At 61.1% G+C, this 16487-nt stretch carries 17 protein-coding genes; 14 read left to right on the forward strand and 3 right to left on the reverse strand.

Annotated features, from left to right (window positions below; genetic code table 11):
- Nucleotides 1-25 precede the first annotated feature (25 nt).
- The 5 genes from AK829_RS01465 to AK829_RS01485 are packed head-to-tail and all read left to right on the forward strand — an operon-like array spanning nt 26 to nt 3878.
- Nucleotides 26-985 carry an ROK family protein gene (locus tag AK829_RS01465; protein WP_052203606.1) on the forward strand — a complete coding sequence of 320 codons (960 nt, stop codon included), beginning with the start codon at nt 26-28 and terminating at the stop codon, nt 983-985.
- 13 nt (nt 986-998) lie between these two features.
- On the forward strand, nt 999-1754 hold the full coding sequence (locus AK829_RS01470; protein ID WP_052203608.1) for a lysophospholipid acyltransferase family protein: 756 nt from the start codon (nt 999-1001) through the stop codon (nt 1752-1754).
- The gene (locus AK829_RS01475; protein WP_052203610.1) at nt 1747-1935 is read left to right on the forward strand and encodes a hypothetical protein; all 189 of its coding nucleotides are present in this window, start codon (nt 1747-1749) and stop codon (nt 1933-1935) included. The genes AK829_RS01470 and AK829_RS01475 overlap by 8 nt, the downstream gene beginning before the upstream one ends.
- Nucleotides 1932-2447, forward strand: coding sequence for a polyadenylate-specific 3'-exoribonuclease AS (locus tag AK829_RS01480; RefSeq protein ID WP_052203611.1), 516 nt, complete (start codon nt 1932-1934; stop codon nt 2445-2447). Before AK829_RS01475 ends, AK829_RS01480 begins: the two co-directional genes overlap by 4 nt.
- Before the next feature lie 42 nt (nt 2448-2489).
- Nucleotides 2490-3878: a class II 3-deoxy-7-phosphoheptulonate synthase gene (locus AK829_RS01485; protein ID WP_052203612.1), complete on the forward strand. Its 1389-nt coding sequence runs from the start codon at nt 2490-2492 to the stop codon at nt 3876-3878.
- A gap of 26 nt (nt 3879-3904) precedes the next feature.
- On the opposite strand, the gene AK829_RS12845 is transcribed toward AK829_RS01485, so the two are convergent.
- Nucleotides 3905-5128 (reverse strand): protein kinase domain-containing protein, encoded by a 1224-nt coding sequence (locus AK829_RS12845; RefSeq protein WP_052203613.1) that lies wholly within the window; start codon nt 5126-5128, stop codon nt 3905-3907.
- A gap of 9 nt (nt 5129-5137) precedes the next feature.
- Here AK829_RS12845 and AK829_RS01495 point away from each other — a divergent pair, with 9 nt between their 5' ends.
- The gene (locus AK829_RS01495; RefSeq protein ID WP_052203614.1) at nt 5138-5530 is read left to right on the forward strand and encodes an Rv2175c family DNA-binding protein; all 393 of its coding nucleotides are present in this window, start codon (nt 5138-5140) and stop codon (nt 5528-5530) included.
- Nucleotides 5531-5551: 21 nt separating this feature from the next.
- Here the strand turns inward: AK829_RS01495 and AK829_RS01500 are convergent, their stop codons facing one another.
- Entirely contained in the window at nt 5552-6655 is a 1104-nt protein-coding gene (locus AK829_RS01500) for a polyprenyl synthetase family protein (protein ID WP_052203616.1), read from the reverse strand.
- A gap of 11 nt (nt 6656-6666) precedes the next feature.
- Nucleotides 6667-7227, reverse strand: coding sequence for a GNAT family N-acetyltransferase (locus AK829_RS01505; protein ID WP_052203618.1), 561 nt, complete (start codon nt 7225-7227; stop codon nt 6667-6669).
- A 147-nt stretch (nt 7228-7374) separates the two neighbouring features.
- On the opposite strand from AK829_RS01505, the gene AK829_RS01510 reads away from it, so the two are divergent.
- From AK829_RS01510 to AK829_RS01545, 8 genes are all read left to right on the forward strand, one after another.
- Complete coding sequence (locus tag AK829_RS01510; protein WP_052203621.1) at nt 7375-7812, forward strand: SAV_6107 family HEPN domain-containing protein; 438 nt, start codon at nt 7375-7377, stop codon at nt 7810-7812.
- 121 nt (nt 7813-7933) lie between these two features.
- Nucleotides 7934-8329, forward strand: a complete 396-nt coding sequence (locus AK829_RS01515; protein ID WP_052203623.1) for a DUF3040 domain-containing protein — start codon at nt 7934-7936, stop codon at nt 8327-8329.
- Between the two features lie 709 nt (nt 8330-9038).
- Nucleotides 9039-9473 (forward strand): division/cell wall cluster transcriptional repressor MraZ, encoded by a 435-nt coding sequence (gene mraZ / locus AK829_RS01520; RefSeq protein ID WP_052203625.1) that lies wholly within the window; start codon nt 9039-9041, stop codon nt 9471-9473.
- A gap of 195 nt (nt 9474-9668) precedes the next feature.
- The gene (gene rsmH / locus AK829_RS01525) at nt 9669-10682 is read left to right on the forward strand and encodes a 16S rRNA (cytosine(1402)-N(4))-methyltransferase RsmH (protein ID WP_052203627.1); all 1014 of its coding nucleotides are present in this window, start codon (nt 9669-9671) and stop codon (nt 10680-10682) included.
- 4 nt (nt 10683-10686) lie between these two features.
- A complete protein-coding gene (locus AK829_RS01530; protein WP_052203629.1) occupies nt 10687-11385 on the forward strand; it encodes a hypothetical protein in 699 nt (232 codons plus the stop codon).
- 81 nt (nt 11386-11466) lie between these two features.
- The gene (locus AK829_RS01535; protein ID WP_083279105.1) at nt 11467-13398 is read left to right on the forward strand and encodes a peptidoglycan D,D-transpeptidase FtsI family protein; all 1932 of its coding nucleotides are present in this window, start codon (nt 11467-11469) and stop codon (nt 13396-13398) included.
- 15 nt (nt 13399-13413) lie between these two features.
- Nucleotides 13414-14937 carry a UDP-N-acetylmuramoyl-L-alanyl-D-glutamate--2,6-diaminopimelate ligase gene (locus tag AK829_RS01540; protein WP_052203631.1) on the forward strand — a complete coding sequence of 508 codons (1524 nt, stop codon included), beginning with the start codon at nt 13414-13416 and terminating at the stop codon, nt 14935-14937.
- Complete coding sequence (locus tag AK829_RS01545; protein ID WP_052203632.1) at nt 14938-16479, forward strand: UDP-N-acetylmuramoyl-tripeptide--D-alanyl-D-alanine ligase; 1542 nt, start codon at nt 14938-14940, stop codon at nt 16477-16479. It abuts the gene before it with no gap.
- Nucleotides 16480-16487 lie beyond the last annotated feature (8 nt).

Below are 16487 nucleotides of genomic sequence, written 5' to 3' on the forward strand. Positions count from 1 at the left end.
GCGGGGGAGTCTACGATTGGCACCTATGGTTGCAACTTCTTCGCCGCTGACTGTCGGGTTTGATATCGGCGGAACGAACACTCGCGCGGCTGTGGTGGATGCTGGCGGCAGCGTGATCGCGGTGCGCTCTGGCGCTACGCCGGATACCGGTGCGGGCCTGACCAAGGCGATCGTGGACATGGTGGAACAGCTGCGCGCTGAGCACAACATCAGTGCAGTGGGCGTGGCAATTGCCGGCTTTTTAGACCCAGAGTGCGAGGTCGTGCGGTTCGCTCCGCACTTGGCGTGGCGTAATGATGCGCCGGTGCGCAAAGAGTTGGAAGCCGCCATTGGCCTGCCGGTGCGCCTTGAACACGACGCGAACGCCGCCGCCTGGGGTGAGTACCGCTTCGGCGTGGCAAAAGATGCTGAGACGTGGGTGTTTTTCGCCGTCGGTACGGGTATCGGCGCAACCTTGATGCACAAAGGCGAGATCTACCGCGGCGCGTTCGGTACTGCACCGGAGTTCGGGCACCTCACCGTCGTGCCCGGTGGGCGTGTGTGCTCGTGTGGGAAGAAGGGATGTTTGGAGCGATATGCCTCTGGCACGTCGTTAGTAGATTGCGCGGTGGAGCGCGCCACTCAGGGTGAGTTCACTGACTGTGGGCTGTACCGCAAGGTAGTGGACAAGCGGGCCACGGGCCACGACGTCATGGATGCCGCGCGAGCGGGTGACCCGTTGGGGTTGGCAGCGCTGGAAAGCTTCGGCATTTGGCTGGGGCGCGGGCTTTCCATTGTCGCTGACGTGCTCGATCCTTCCCTGATTGTGCTGGGCGGTGGAGTAAGCGCGGATGCGGATCTGTTCCTGGACACCGCCTGCACAGAGATGAGAGAAACCATGGTCGGCGCGGGCTACCGCCCAGTGCCTGAGGTACTGCAGGCAAAGCTGGGCCCCCAGGCGGGTATGATCGGCGTAGCTGATTTGGCCCGCGTGAAGACGAACTAGAAGGATCCTGCATATGAAAAACCGGTGGTACTCGTTTTTCAAGGTAATCTTCGGACTTCCTCTGCGGGTGTATAACCGCCCGACGATTGAGGGCAAGGAGCACGTCCCAGACACCGGCCCGGTGATCTTGGTGTCTAACCATCAGTCCGTGATGGACTCGTTCTACCTGCCGCTGATGATGCCGCGTCAGATCCAATTCCCGGCGAAGAATGAGTACTTCACCGCGCCGGGCATCAAAGGCAGGCTGCAAAAGTTCTTCTTTAGTGCGGTGGGCCAGATTCCGGTTGACCGTGGAAGCAAAGATGCTGGCGATGCGCTGCAGGAAGCTGCCACAAAGGTGCTGGAGCGTGGTGACGTCTTTGGTATCTACCCGGAGGGCACTCGCTCACCCGATGGGCGTGTGTACAAGGGGCGTACTGGTGTGGCTCGCATTGCCATGGCCAGTGGCGCACCGATTGTCCTTGTGGCCATGTTTGGTGCGCGGGAGGCCAACCCGATCGGCTCGTGGCTGCTGCGCCCAGTGAAGGTGCACATCAAACTGAGTGAGCCGATTGATCCGCATGCGTGGGCACGAGAGAACGGGTTTGACCCAGATTCGCGCGAGGTCATGCGTCCGTTTACGGATTACTGCATGCAGAAGCTGGCTGCGCTTTCTGAAAACCCGTATGTGGACATTTACGCATCTGACGTGAAGAAAGAATTAGAAGCAACAGGAAACTATCCGGAAGGTGCGCAGCCGGGTGGTGCTTTGGAGTCGTGGCATGGATAAAGATCTGGTTGTACGTATCGTCCTTGTGGTGGTGACGGTGATTGCGTACCTGATTGCAGACACTCTTGAGTTTCACAACACGGTGCTCGCGCCGATTGCTGTTTTGACAGTGGCGGTGATTATGTTTTGGCCGCGGGTGGGGGACAACGCGGCGTCGACAAGCAAGAAGCCCAAAGCGTGAAGTACTTTTACGACACTGAATTTATCGAAGACGGCTCCACGATCGAGCTGATCTCCATTGGCGTAGTGGCCGAGGATGGGCGCGAATATTACGCCGTATCCACTGAGTTTGATCCGGCGAAAGCCAATAGTTGGGTGCGTGACAACGTGCTGGACAAGCTGCCCGAGGCTGGTGCAGACGTGTGGAAGCCGTTGAAGACCATCCGTGATGAGCTGTTTGCGTTCCTGACCGCGCGTGGGGAGCCGGAACTGTGGGCATGGGTGGGTGCCTACGATCATGTCGTGCTTGCGCAACTGTGGGGTGACATGCGTGGTTTGCCCAGGCAGCTGCCGCGCTACACGCGTGAGTTGAAGCAGTACTGGCTGATGGCAGGGCGTCCTCGTTTGCCGAAGCTGCCTGACGGAAACCACAACGCGTTGGTGGACGCGCGGCACAACTTGCGCAAGTACAAAGCGTGTGCGGAGGCGCTGCCGTTGACTCGCGACGGCAAGGTGTCCACATTGCGGAACTGATATTTCACACATTGAACGTGTGGGCGTGGTACAACTATTAGCGTGAGTTGGACTATCGATATTCCCAAGGATGTGCTGCCCGATCTGCCCCCGCTGCCGGGAGATCTGAACCAGCGATGGCTCGACGTGCTTTCCCTCGACGCGAAGCAGCAGCCGTCGTGGGACCCGAATCAGGCGGACTACGTGCGCAAGATTCTGGAGTCTGTGCCGCCGGTTGTGCTTGCCCCAGAGGTGAACAAGCTGAAGGCTCAGCTTGCAGACGTTGCGTTGGGCAAAGCATTCCTCCTCCAAGGAGGCGACTGCGCAGAGACCTTTGAGTCCAACACTGAGCCGCACATTCGCGCCAACATCCGCACCCTGCTGCAGATGGCGGCGGTGCTGACGTACGGTGCGTCGATGCCGGTGATCAAGCTTGGCCGTATCGCCGGACAGTACGCCAAGCCGCGTTCCTCTGATTACGACGAAAACGGCCTGCTGAACTACCGCGGCGACATTGTTAATGGTGTGGAGCCGACGGAAGAGGCACGCCGCCACGATCCGGCCCGTATGGTGCGTGCGTACGCGAACTCCTCTGCAGCGATGAACCTGGTGCGTGCGTTGGTGTCTTCCGGCACGGCGGATCTGCACCACATCAATGACTGGAACCGCGAATTCGTGCGCAAATCTGCCGCGGGTGCTCGCTACGAGGCGCTGGCCCGTGAGATTTCGCGCTCGCTGGCGTTCATGGACGCCTGTGGTGTGAACGACGATAACCTGCGTCGCTCTGAGTTCTACGCCTCCCACGAGGCACTTTTGGTGGACTACGAGCGTGCAATGCTGCGTATTGCGGAAAACGACAAGGGCGAAACCAAGCTTTACGACCTGTCCGCGCACCAGCTGTGGATCGGCGAGCGTACCCGCGGCATTGATGATTTCCACGTGAACTTCGCCGCCCTGATTGAAAACCCGGTTGGCATCAAGCTTGGCCCGTCGATCACGCCGGATGAAGCAGTGGCGTACGCGGACAAGCTGGACCCGAACCGTGAGCCGGGTCGACTCACCATGATTACCCGCATGGGCCACGACAACGTGCGCAACGTGCTGCCGGGCATTGTCAAGGCAGTGGAAGCATCTGGCCACAAGGTGGTTTGGCAGTGTGACCCGATGCACGGCAACACCGTGACCGCATCCAACGGTTACAAGACCCGCCACTTTGACAAGATCATCGATGAGGTCCAGGGCTTCTTCGAGGTCCACCGTGAGTTGGGCACCCACCCGGGCGGCATCCACGTGGAGGCCACCGGCGAGAACGTCACCGAGTGCCTCGGCGGCGCCCAGGACATCACCGACGTGGACCTGCCGGGCCGCTACGAGTCCGCGGTCGACCCGCGTCTGAACACCGAGCAGGCCTTGGAGCTGGCCTTCTTGGTCGCGGAGATGCTGCGATACTAGCGGGTTACTAGCGGGTTACTGGCCGGCTACTGGCCGGTCACAAAAATCGGCGGGAACATCCCGTACATGCCCGAGCCGAACCACCAGCCGCCAACCAACACGGCAGCGGTGGCGGCAATGGCAAAGCCCACAAACAGCGTGATAGCGAACCCGCCGCGGTTACTCACCGCGCGGGGGCGCGGCGCCGGCGTGCGCTGCGGCTGCGGGGCAGGGGCCGCAACGTGCTCGGGTGCGGGCGCTGGCATGGGCGCACGCTCGGGGGCGGGTGCGGGTACGGCTGGCTCGTAGCGTGTGGCTGAAGGCGCTTCCGGGAAAAGGCGCTCGTCGCGCGCACGTGGAGCGCCGACCCCAAAGACTGTCGGGTGCGCTGCCGCACGGTTCGCCGCGGCGTTGCGAGGTACCGGCACTGTGTAGTCCGGTAGCGCCAGTGCATCCGCAACATCTTCAAGCGCTCCCAAAAACTCCGCTGCATCGCGGAAGCGATCTTCGGGGTGGCGGGCGGTTGCGGTGGCCACGAGCTCGTCGAAAAGCATGGGCACCCCAGGCATCCAGGCTGAAGGCGGCGGGACGTCCTCACGCAGGCGCGCATAGGCGTGGGCGAGGGGAGTCTCACCAGAAAATGGCGTGCGGCCGGTAAGCAGCTCAAAGAGCACGATGCCGGCGGCGTAAACGTCAGAGGACTGTGTCATGGGGGAGCCGTCTACCTGCTCGGGGGAAAGGTAGCTGACCGTGCCCACAATCTGATCCGTGGAATGCGTGGCATCGGCGGCGGCACGCACTAACCCGAAATCCGCCAGCTTTACGCGGTGATCCACATCAATCAGCACGTTATCCGGCTTAATGTCGCGGTGAATCAACCCCTTGCGGTGTGCAACCGAAAGACCGGTGAGCATCCCGCGCATCACAGCCGCTGCAGCATGCGCAGGCATCGGACCGCGTTCATCTAGCAACTCACGCAGCGTCCCGCCAGTGATCAGCTCCATGATCAAAAAGATCGCGTCGCCCTCAGAGGAAAAGTCGTACACGTTGACCAGGTTCGGGTGGCTCAGCTGCGCCATAGCGCGTGCCTCGCGGCGAAACCGCTCCGCAAACACCGGATCGTGCACGTACTGTTCATGCATCACCTTCGCCGCGACCTCGCGGCCTAAGCGAGTATCCACGCAGCGGTAGACGGTAGCCATGCCGCCGCGTGCAATCGCACGGTCAATGACATAGCGGTTATCTAAATAGTCCCCAACTGCCAACTGCATGCAACCAGTATGGCATTACACTTACACACCGTGAATACACCACAGCAACCACAGACACTTGATGCCTTGCTTGCAGACGAAGAACTGCTCGCGTACCCCGACGTTGCCGAAACCCTCGGCGTACCTGTGACCAAGGTCCACGACCTTGTAGCCGCAGGCAAGCTTGTGGCCTACCGCAAAGACGGTGTGCGCTACATTCCCGCCGCGCTTCTGGACGAGGGCGAGCTATCCAAGTTTGTAGCGGGTGCGATCACCGTGCTTGCAGACGGCGGCTTTAACCCCGAAGAAATCCTCCACTTTTTGTTCACGCCCGATGCGTCCCTGCCGGGGCGCCCAGTAGACGCGTTGCATGGCCACGGTGCGCGCGAAGTGATTCGCCGCGCGCAGGCCATGGCGTTCTAAGTATGGCGTTCTACGTAGGTTCTAGGTGTGCCGCGCGGTGGCCTTGATAGCCAGTGCGCGTAGGTTTTCCCGCACGTTTTCGGGTAGGTCAGCTGCATCAAGCTTTGCCAACCCTGAGGTGGTAAGCGCCTCAATGCGCTCTTCTACCGTGTCGACGGCACCGCTTTGCTCAATAATGCGCGCCAGTTCCTGCAGGTGCTCGGGGTCGGAGGCGACGCCGATGCCGTCGCGAAGAGTGGCGGCGTGGGGGCTTGACGCCGCGTCCAGAAGCGAAAGCGCACTTGCGTACAGCACGGTGCGCTTGCCCTCCCGGATGTCATCACCAGCAGGCTTGCCGGTCACCGCGGAGTCACCGAAGACACCAAGCAGATCATCGCGCAGCTGGAAAGCGATGCCGATGTCCTCGCCGTAGCCGCGGAACGCCTCGATGACTTCCTCGGAAGCACCCGCGAGCGCCGCCCCGAGATGCAGGGGACGTTCAATGGTGTACGCGGCAGTTTTGAAGCGGTTCACGCGATCAGCCATTTCCACAGACTCGCTGCCCTCGGCCTCCAGCATGATGTCCAGGATCTGCCCGCCGATAACCTCGGTGCGCATACCACGCCACGCGCTCTCAGCACGGGCCAAGGCTTCGGTGCTCACACCGGAGCCGCGCCACATATCTTCAGCCCACACTAGAGCCAGATCACCGATCAAGATAGCGGCGTTGGTGCCAAACACCTCAGCGTTTCCGCGAAAACCCTGCGCGCGGTGGGAGGCTTCAACGCTGCGGTGCACGGTGGGGTTGCCGCGCCGAGTATCGGAGGCATCAATGATGTCGTCATGCACCAAGGCGCAGGCCTGGATGAACTCCAGAGCTGTAACCGCGCGCAGCACCGCAGCAGGATCCTCACTCTGGTTTTGCAGGCCACCGCCGCCGACAAACCCTGCCCAGCCAAACAGCGGACGGATACGCTTGCCGCCACCAAGAACGAATCGCTCCAAGTGCCCCACAGCTGCGGTAACCGGGCCCCCAAGCTTGGCAATATCGCTGTCGCGCTGGCGGAAGAAACGCTCAAGTTCCGCGTTGACCGCTTCAGGGATGTGCTCGAAATCAGGGATCTGTTGGGATGATGGGGCTTGCATAGCCTCTAAGACTACAGATCAAGCGGCAAGCGCCTACCCAGGATGGCAAAAGGGCGGGTGTCGCCGGGATAGTAGAAATCCCGCGCGACATCTTCAAATCCAAATTTGCGGTACAGGCTGAACGCGTTGTTGGCCTCATTGTCCACCTCCGGGGTGGAAAGTACTGCCCACTTTGCCGGGGCAAGGCGCAGTAGCTCGCGCAGCATGGCAGCACCGATGCCGGCGCCCTGCTGTGAGGGGTGGACGTGGATCTCGGCTACCTCGAAATAGCTGTTGAGCAGGTCCTGGCGCTGTGGGGTTATACCGCCGTTATCTTCCATTGCGCGTACCAGCTGCTTGTCCCACCAGCGTTCGCGGCTGCCGAGGAAGCCGTAGCAGCCGCCCACCACCGTGTCCCCGTCGATTGCGGCCAAAGCAGTAAACCCAGGGGCAGTGACCTCGCCGCGCCAGACGCGCACGCGTTGGTTACTTATCTGTGGGTCATAGCCCATCGCCGAAACGTAGATCCCCACAAGGGCGGGCGCGAGGATGGAAAACTCGCCGGGACTCAAACGTCGAATGCTGATTGGCACTCCACTACCTAACCACGACACAGGCCCTTTTCGTGCCCTTTTCGCGTTAGAACGAGTGTGCGAATTTCTGGTAAGGGATGTGGGTGGGGGTTTTAGGCTTTAAGTGCAACAAAGGAAACAACGGAAGAAGAGGTAAGGAAAAGCCCCATGAACAGTGTCGTATCTGCCACAACATCCAAGGTCTACGGGTCGCCCGCAAGGATTTCGCGCCGGGACGCATTCTTTAACGCCGCAGAGGACCTGATTGCCGCGGCGCATGATGATATTGAAGCAGGCCGCTTCGATTTAGCTATGGAGAACGCCTACCGCGCGGCGCTGCGTATTGCGGGAGCGGTTAACGCTGGTTCTGAGGTGTTGCGCAAGCGCAAGCGCCTGCCAACCAGTGCGTGGGAAAAGTTAGCGCTATGTGGTCCGGAGGCAAAGGCGTGGGCTGCTCGCTTTAGCGGCTACTCGCGCCTGCGTGGGCGGGTCGCTTCTGGTTTGGAATTGCACCCTGATCCGGCGGTTGTGCTGAATCTTTTAGGGGATGCGGAAGAATTCCTCTACGCTTCGCACCCTGGCAAGGCGCCGCTGGCTGCTGCCTAGCTGGTTATCGGACTCTTTATCTGGATGCTGTGGCTGCGGGAACAAAACAGCTACGATGGCCGTTAATACAGCAACAGAGATTTAGCATTGCCCATCGGTAGTTGTGAAAGAGTTATAGCCAGTGTCTCTATCTGAGCAAGAACAGCAAATGCTGCGCGAAATTGAGAAGTCGCTCCTCGCGGATGACCCGAGGTTTGTTAGTAGCGTGGCCCGTGAATCCGGCTTTTCGGATGCACCGCGAGGCGGTCAGCTGACGTTGCGTAGCGTCGCGCTGCTGGTGTTTGGCATTGTGCTGCTGCTTGGCGGCGTCGCCTTGTCTTCGCTTACCATTTGGGCAGTGCTGATTAGCGTGGTCGGTTTCGGTGTCATGATGGCCGGTGGTGTCATGGCACTTCGTGCACCCGCATCCCCGTCTCGTGGCCAGCGCCCAGCGGCAGGTGGGCAGCGTCCCCGCTCTGCGCGCAGTGTGAACATGGAAGAGAATTTCCGCCGTCGCTTCCAAAACCCTGACGCATAGTCAGTAGCAGTCTTATGCGCCCTTCCGTTTTTGGGAGGGCGTTTTTTCATTCCCGGCTGTATGTCAAAAGGTGTCGCGTATTGACCGATTGGCCGCGCCGACTTCCTATGTGGCCATCTCTGGACAAATATGCAGGGGAAGATATGCAGGTCTGCAGGTCAAAGGGATTTTTCAATAAGAGGCCCGTTAATGAAAATGGGGCGCTACCTGCAGACCTGCATATCTTCCCCTGCATATCTGTTGAAGTTGGGCGCGGCGTGTTGGGCGAGGCGTGTTGGACTAGCCGGGGGTTGTTATGTCCGCACGCCCCCACCAGGGCCCCCACTTCGCCCCACTAGAAGCCCCCACTTCGCCCCACTGGAGTCTTGTTTGGGGTCGATATGCGCCCATGGTGGGGATTCAACGTGGGTTTTGTCCGGTTTGAGGGGTGGGGGAGCTGTGGGCGTCGTGAAGCAAAGTGTCCTAAATGTACGAAAGTGACACATGTGGCGGTAGGATCTCCATATATCCCCCACCGCAGTAACCTGCAGTAATAGAGATTTTTCCGTTTATTTTGCCGCGCGGTGTGGCGTTTGTGGGGCAAAGTGGGTTAAAGTGGGGCACAGCGGAGAATCGTGGTGGTCGCCTTGACTACGTGTCCACCGGGAATCGAAGCCACAGAAAACTGCATAAGCCAATGTCAGAAGGTGAAGGAAAGGTAGGTCGCCGGATGTTTCTGGGAACCTACACTCCCAAGCTCGACGACAAGGGGCGCCTGACGCTGCCCGCCAAGTTCCGTGAGGAGCTGGCGGACGGGTTGATGGTGACCAAGGGGCAGGACCACTCGCTAGCGGTCTTTCCCCGCGAGGAGTTCGCGCAACGTGCCCGCAAGGCCGCGGCGGCTTCTCGTACGAACCCGAAGGCACGCGCGTTCATCCGAAATCTGGCTGCCAGTGCGGATGAGCAAACGCTTGATGGTTCTGGTCGCATCACGTTGTCACCGGCGCACCGTGAGTACGCAGGCCTGACTAAGGAGTGCGTGGTCATTGGCTCGGTTGATTTTCTGGAGATCTGGGACGCAGAGTCCTGGGCCGCATACCAACAAGAAACTGAAGCCGCTTTCTCGGCGGCGGATGATGACGACATTCTCTCCGGTCTGCTCTAGGGACTGACTACCCCTAACACGGCAGGCACTGACTACTGACGGAGAGCGTGTACGGACTCTGTCCGGGGCGTGAGCTCCTCTGGTGTACTTCCCCGACATCAGAGCAGCCGCCCCGGACAGGGCTCTACTCGCTCCCCGCAAGGGCAACTCTTCAACACATCTACACACGCGCAGCAGGGCAAAGGGGTGGCACCCATGGATTACGCAATTGAGGCGAATCACGGTCATGTCCCTGTTATGCGTGATCGCATGGCGGAGCTTCTCGCGCCGGCGGTGGAGAAGTTCGGTTCCCAAGCGGTGATTGTGGACGGCACGTTGGGCGCCGGCGGCCACACCGAGCACTTCCTGACTGTGTTCCCGCAGGCTCGCGTTATTGGCGTTGACCGTGATCCGTTGGCGCTTGCGCAGGCCACGAAGCGCCTAGCGCCATTTGGTGATCGGTTTACCCCACTGCAGGCGCGCTTTGACCAGATCGCTGGGCCGATTGACGACGGTGAGGGCGACGCCTTCGATCTCGTACGCGAAGTCGGCGTGGCCGGTGCGCTCTATGACCTGGGTGTGTCGTCGATGCAGCTGGATCAGGAAGAGCGCGGCTTTGCCTACAAGGTGGACGCTCCGCTGGACATGCGTATGGATCCCACGCAGGGAATCACGGCGGCGGAGGTGCTCAACACCTACTCGCATGGTGACATTGCACGCATTTTGAAGACGTATGGTGATGAGCGCTTTGCGGGCAAGATCGCGTCTGCAATTGTCAAGGAGCGCGAGCGTGAGCCGTTTAGCCGCAGCGGGCGCTTAGTGGAGTTGCTGTATGCGACGATCCCGGCCGCGTCCAGGCGCACCGGCGGCCACCCGGCGAAGCGCACATTCCAGGCGCTGCGCGTTGAGGTCAACCGTGAGCTTGAAGCGGTGGAGAACGTCGTGCCGGTGATTACGGATCTGCTTGGCGTTGGCGGTCGTGTGGTGTTCATGAGCTACCAGAGCTTGGAAGACAAGATCATCAAATCCGCGTTTGCGGATCTGACCACGTCGAAGACCCCGCCGGGGTTGCCGATGGATCTTCCGGGTACCGCGCCGAAGTTCAAGCTTGTCACCCACGGAGCCGAGAAGGCGTCGCAGGCCGAGATTGATGAAAACCCACGTGCCGCCCCGGTGCGAGTGCGTGGCATTGAGAAGCTCCCGACCGATACCCCGAACGAAGGACAGTGAGACCATGGCAGTGAAAACCCGCGCAGCTGCAACTGTGTACGCGCCGGCGCCGACGCGCACGCCGCGTACCTCGCCTGACACCCGTCCGGGGTTGCGCCCGAATGTGCGCCCGCATGTGCCGCATCAGAAGTCGCGCGGTGGGCGTCTTGGCTCCCAGCAGGTGGTGTCGGTCCGTGGCCGTAGGGTGGCCACGACGGCGAAGCAGAAGACCGCATTAGGCAAGGTGGGCGGCTTGACGGTCGTGCTACTTGTCATCGGCGTGACCATTGCGATGCTGCTGTCTGGTCTGTCCACGGCGCAGACGTTTACCATCCAGCAGCTGCAGTCCCAGGAGCGCCAGCTGACCAATGAGGTTGAATCCCTCAACCGCAATCTGGAGGATCTGCGTTCTTCTGCGGAGGTCACTCAGCGCGCGGCAGAGAAGGGCATGTTGGTTGCTGGTCAGCCGGGCATTGTCGCCATGCTTGACGACGGCCGCATTGAGCACCGCCGCGACTTCAACCCAGAGTCTGTAGCCAAGTTGGTTGACGTTAATGGCGCACCGACCCGCGCCGACCGCGCAAGCAGTGATGAGAAGGCAACCGCTGAGCTTGGCGATAACTTGGCTCAGGTCCCGGGCGGCAACGTGGTGGGTGAAGCTCCCGCCGTTGAGGGCTTGGCCAACCTGGCGCCGTACCAGCCGAACGTTCCCGCCGCGTTCTAGCGCGTGGTGCGCCAACTTGCACTCGCCAGGGTGCAAGATGGATGGGAACTAGCAGCAGATAGAGGTAGGTGAGGTTTCGGCGTGGGCAAACATCCGCAGCCGGTACGGCAATCCCACATTACAAACCGCCGCGCCTCTGGGCTTGCGGTGGCGTTTCTCCTTGTAGCTGCGCTTCTAGTTGGCCGCCTGTTTTGGGTGCAGGTGGTGTGGGGCCCGGAACTTCGCGTCCAGGCTGCTGACCAGCGCACCCGCAAATACGACGATGTTGCGCGCCGCGGCGAGATCACTGACCGTGAGGGCAAGCGTTTGGCCTACACCATGCAGGCACGATCGCTAACCGTTTCGCCGATCATGCTGCGCAAGGAGATCCAGGAGCAGCAGGAGCTGAAGCTGCGTGTAGAGGGCTTGTCTAAAAAAGACATCGACGCCCAGATCGATGCTCGTGTTGAAGACGTGCTGCGCACCATGGCCAATGAGATTCCGGTCATGATTGCGGAAGGCAAGCCGGAGACGGATCAAAGCGTGGACGACGGCGGTAACCGCACCGTGGGCAACGTTTCCGCCCGCGAGATTCTGGACAAGCTGAAGGCAGATACCCACTACGAGGTGTTGGTGCGCAACGTGGACCCGGATGTGGCCGCAAAGGTTGCGAAGAGTTTCCACGGCGTGGCGGCAGACCACCAGGACATCCGCCAGTACCCGAATGGTGCGATTGGTGAAAACATTTTGGGCAAGGTTGGCATGGACGGCCACGGCCAGTTCGGCTTGGAGGCCTCCAGTGACGCGATCCTGACCGGCATTAACGGCAGTTCTACCGAGGATGTCTCCGCCGACGGCCTTGCTATTCCGGGCAGTCTTCGCGACGTTGTGCCGGCGGTTGACGGCGCGGATATCCAGCTGACCATTGACTTGGATCTGCAGACCTTTGTCCAGCAGACGCTTGAGCAGGCGAAAGCGAACTCGCTGGCCAAGAGCGGCCAGGCAGTAGTGCTGGACGCGCACACAGGTGAAGTGCTGGCAATGGCTAACACGGACACCATTGACCCGAACGGCAACTTGGAAAAGCAGCTGAAGGAGGGCCGGGACTTTGACAACACGTCTATTTCGCACCCCTTTGAGCCGGGTTCTGTGGCGAAGGTGATCACCGCCGCCGCAGCAATTGAAGAGGGCCTGACTGACCCGTATGAGGTCCACCAGGTGCCGGGCTTTATTGAGATGGCTGGTGTTCGGGTCAACGACGCCTGGTCTCACGACGTTGCGCCGTACACCACGGCAGGCATCTTTGGTAAGTCCTCCAACGTGGGCACGCTGCAGCTTGCACAGCGCCTGGGTGAGGACCGTTACTGGGATTATGTGCGCCGCTTCGGCATTGGCCAGACCACCGGCATTGAGCTGCCAAATGAGTCCGATGGTCTGTTGCCGGTGCGTGAGCAGTGGTCGGGCGGCACCTTTGCCAATCTGCCAATTGGGCAGGGCATGAGCTGGTCGGCGCTGCAGATGGCTGGCGTGTATCAGGCGTTGGCGAACGGCGGTGAGCGTATTGAGCCACGCATTATTGCCAAGGTCACTGGCCCGGATGGGGAGGAGATCCCGCAGCCGGAGCCGGAACGTGTACGTGTGGTCAGCGAGGAAACGGCACGGACCACGGTGGATATGTTCCGCTCTGTGTTCCAGTCGGACCCAACCGGGATGCAGTCCGGTACCGCTCAGAACGCAGGGCTGGAGGGTTACCAGCTTTCTGGTAAGACCGGCACGGCGCAGAAGGTGAACCCTGACACGGGCGCATATTCCAATAGCGCGTTTTGGATTACGTTTGCTGGTATCGCTCCGGCAAATGACCCGCGTTTTGTGGTTGCCGTCATGTTGGATGAACCGCAGCGTGGTCCGCTTGAAGGTGGCGCCGGCGGCCAGTCGGTTGCGCCGGTATTTACGCAGATTGCCAGCTGGCTGCTCAACCGCGAGAACATTCCGCCAAGCCCACACGCAGAGCCATTCCTGCTGCAAGCACAGTAAGAGAGGAAGGACACCATGAACGCAGTAAACGGGGCAACCATCCGCAATCTTGCCCAGCTGGCTCACGCTGAACTTGTCAACGCGCCGAGCGAAGACATGACGGTGACCTCTATCAGCCTGGACTCTTCCGCAGTAGAACCCGGGGGCATCTTCGCGGCACTTCCCGGCACCCGGGCACACGGCGCGAGCTACGCCAAAGATTCCAAGGCAAGTGCTTTGCTTACGGACGCCGACGGGCTCGCCATCATCCGCTCCACCAAGGACCCACGCCCGGTGCTTGTCGTTGACAATGTTCGCGCTGTGTTGGGGCAGGTGGCTGCTGAGGTGTACGGGTGGCCGTCGACAAGCATGAAGCTCATCGGGGTGACTGGAACTTCGGGTAAAACCACCACCACCTACATGTTGGAGCGCGGGCTGGCTGCGGCCGGCTGCAAGGTGGGGCTGATTGGTACGACCGGCACGCGTATTGCAGGCGACGATGTGCCAACGAAGCTCACCACCCCTGAGGCGCCGAAGCTGCAGGAGCTGTTTGCGCGGATGCGCGACGCTGGGGTGACCCACGTGGTGATGGAGGTCTCCTCGCACGCGCTGATGCTGGGGCGCGTTGGCGGCACGCAGTTTGATGTGGCGGGCTTTACCAACCTGTCCCAGGACCACCTGGATTTCCACTCCACCATGGAGGAGTATTTCGAGGCCAAGGCCCTGTTCTTCGATCCCGAATCGCCCTACGCGGCCGAGAAGTCCGTGATCTGTGTTGATGACCAGTGGGGCGTGAAGATGGCTGGCATTGCCAAGGATCCTGTGCTGGTGGGTACCCGCGGCCAGGACGGTGTGGACGTGTCCGCGCACCAGGAAAGCGTGGATGCCACCGGCGTGCAGCACATTTCGCTTGAGGTACGCGGTGCGCCGCACACGCTGATGCTGCCCATGCCGGGCAAGTTCAACGTGGCTAACGCGGCGCTGGCTGTGGCACTGGCAACGGAAGTTGGGGTGGACGCAGAAGCGTTCATCCAGGGCCTGTCCGGCGCGAGCGTGCCTGGGCGTATGGAGCCAATTGACTGCGGCCAGGAGTTTGTAGCCGTGGTGGACTACGCACATAAGCCTGCCGCGATTGCCGCAGTGCTTGAGACCCTGCGCGGCCAGGTTAGCGGGCGCGTAGGAATTGTGGTGGGTGCTGGTGGTGACCGTGATGCGTCGAAACGCGCGGTGATGGGCGCGGAGTCTGCCAAGGGGGCGGACTTGGTGATTGTTACTGATGACAACCCGCGCACCGAGGACCCCGCCGCGATTCGCGCTGCCGTGCTGGCGGGCGCGCGCGAGGCAGGCGGACGCGCCCAGGAGATCCGCGAGGTTGCCGGTCGTGCCGCGGCGATTGACCAGCTTGTCGCGTGGGCTAAGCCGGGCGATGCCATCATTGCCGTTGGTAAAGGCCACGAGGTGGGCCAGATCATCGGAGAGACCACCCACCATTTTGATGACCGTGAGGAAATGCGCCGCGCACTGCATGCGCGCATGGGCGCCAGTGAGGAGATGGACTAAGTGATACCGCTTACCCTGGAGCGCATCGCCGAAATCACCGGCGGTCGCTTAAGCCCCGAGGCCGATCCGAAAACCCAGGTCACAAGCTTTGTGGAGTTTGACTCCCGCAAGATCACCCCGGGTGGGTTGTTCATTGCGTTGCCGGGCTCGCGTGTAGACGGCCACGATTTCGTCCCCAAAGCCATCGAGCAGGGAGCGGCCGCAGCGCTTGTCACGCGTGAGGTGTCATCACCTGCGATCATTGTGGACAAGGCGCCGCCGAAAAAAGGCGACAACTCTGACTTGGCCGTGAACGATCCGGATGGTTCCGCCGCAGGTGTTGTGGCCGGCATGACAAAGCTTGCTGCGTATGTGGCGCGTGAGCTGAGCACGAACCACGGGCTGACCATTGTGGGCATTACGGGCTCTGCTGGCAAGACTTCTACCAAGGACCTGATTGCCGCGGTACTGTCGCGTGCGGGCGAAACGGTCGCCCCGCCGGGATCCTTTAACAACGAGATTGGCCACCCGTACACGGTGCTGCGCTGCAGTGAAGACACAGACTTTTTGGTAGCTGAGATGTCCGCACGCGGCATTGGCCACATTGCGCACCTGGCAAAGATCGCTCCGCCGAAGATTGGCGTGGTGCTCAACGTCGGCTCCGCCCACTTAGGTGAGTTCGGCTCGCGGGAAAACATCGCGCTGGCCAAAGGTGAGCTGGTGGAGGCACTGCCAAAAGCCGCAGATGGGGGAGTGGCGGTGCTCAACGCGGACGATGATCTGGTTTCCGCGATGCACACGCGAACCCAGGCTCGCGTGGTCACGTTTTCTGCCGAAGGCAAGAACAACGCGCAGTACTACGCCACAGGCGTCACGCTGGATGAGCTGGCGCGCGCAACGTTCACGCTGCATACTCCTGCAGGTGAGCCGCAGCAGGTGCGCTTGAACGTGTTCGGCGCACACCAGGTGTCCAACGCCCTTGCCGCCGCCGCAGTCGGCGTGGAGTCCGGCATGGATCCAGCCGTGGTGGCCGAGGCGTTGAGCCAGGCGCACTCTGTTTCCGTTGCGCGTATGGATGTAGGCACGCGCCCAGACGGCGTGACCGTGATCAATGACGCGTACAACGCCAACCCGGAATCCATGCGCGCGGCCATCGCTGCGCTTGGGTTTACCGCCGCGGCACGTCCCGGTGTGCGCTCCATCGCGGTGCTGGGCGAAATGGCGGAGTTGGGCGGTTCTTCCACAGAAGAACACGCTGAGCTTGCAGATGAGCTTGCCCGATACCGGGTCACGCACCTGGTCACCGTGGGGTTCAACGATGCTACGGAAGCGCTGGCAACGCGCGCAGTGGAACACGGCATTGATACCCACCAGGTGGCGGATGCGGATGGGGCGGCGGAGGTCGTCGAAAAGCTGATAGCTCAACCACCCGCCGGTGTGGAGGGCTGGGCGGAGATGCGCCACCGCGATGTTGTGCTGGTCAAGGCCTCGAATGCGCTTCGGCTATGGGCAGTGGCCGAGCGGCTGATGCCGGGCAATACCCTTATAAGTGACAAAAGTTAGGCACTGAG

Source organism: Corynebacterium riegelii (assembly GCF_001263755.1).
In the GTDB taxonomy this organism is placed as follows: domain Bacteria; phylum Actinomycetota; class Actinomycetes; order Mycobacteriales; family Mycobacteriaceae; genus Corynebacterium; species Corynebacterium riegelii.

Coding starts and splice junctions, on each gene's coding strand:
- AK829_RS01465 (WP_052203606.1), top strand. CDS start 26: ATGGTTGCAACTTCTTCGCCGCTGACTGTCGGGTTTGATATCGGCGGA.
- AK829_RS01470 (WP_052203608.1), top strand. CDS start 999: ATGAAAAACCGGTGGTACTCGTTTTTCAAGGTAATCTTCGGACTTCCT.
- AK829_RS01475 (WP_052203610.1), top strand. CDS start 1,747: ATGGATAAAGATCTGGTTGTACGTATCGTCCTTGTGGTGGTGACGGTG.
- AK829_RS12845 (WP_052203613.1), bottom strand. CDS start 5,128: ATGCAGTTGGCAGTTGGGGACTATTTAGATAACCGCTATGTCATTGAC.
- AK829_RS01495 (WP_052203614.1), top strand. CDS start 5,138: ATGGCATTACACTTACACACCGTGAATACACCACAGCAACCACAGACA.
- AK829_RS01500 (WP_052203616.1), bottom strand. CDS start 6,655: ATGCAAGCCCCATCATCCCAACAGATCCCTGATTTCGAGCACATCCCT.
- AK829_RS01510 (WP_052203621.1), top strand. CDS start 7,375: ATGAACAGTGTCGTATCTGCCACAACATCCAAGGTCTACGGGTCGCCC.
- mraZ (WP_052203625.1), top strand. CDS start 9,039: ATGTTTCTGGGAACCTACACTCCCAAGCTCGACGACAAGGGGCGCCTG.
- rsmH (WP_052203627.1), top strand. CDS start 9,669: ATGGATTACGCAATTGAGGCGAATCACGGTCATGTCCCTGTTATGCGT.
- AK829_RS01530 (WP_052203629.1), top strand. CDS start 10,687: ATGGCAGTGAAAACCCGCGCAGCTGCAACTGTGTACGCGCCGGCGCCG.
- AK829_RS01540 (WP_052203631.1), top strand. CDS start 13,414: ATGAACGCAGTAAACGGGGCAACCATCCGCAATCTTGCCCAGCTGGCT.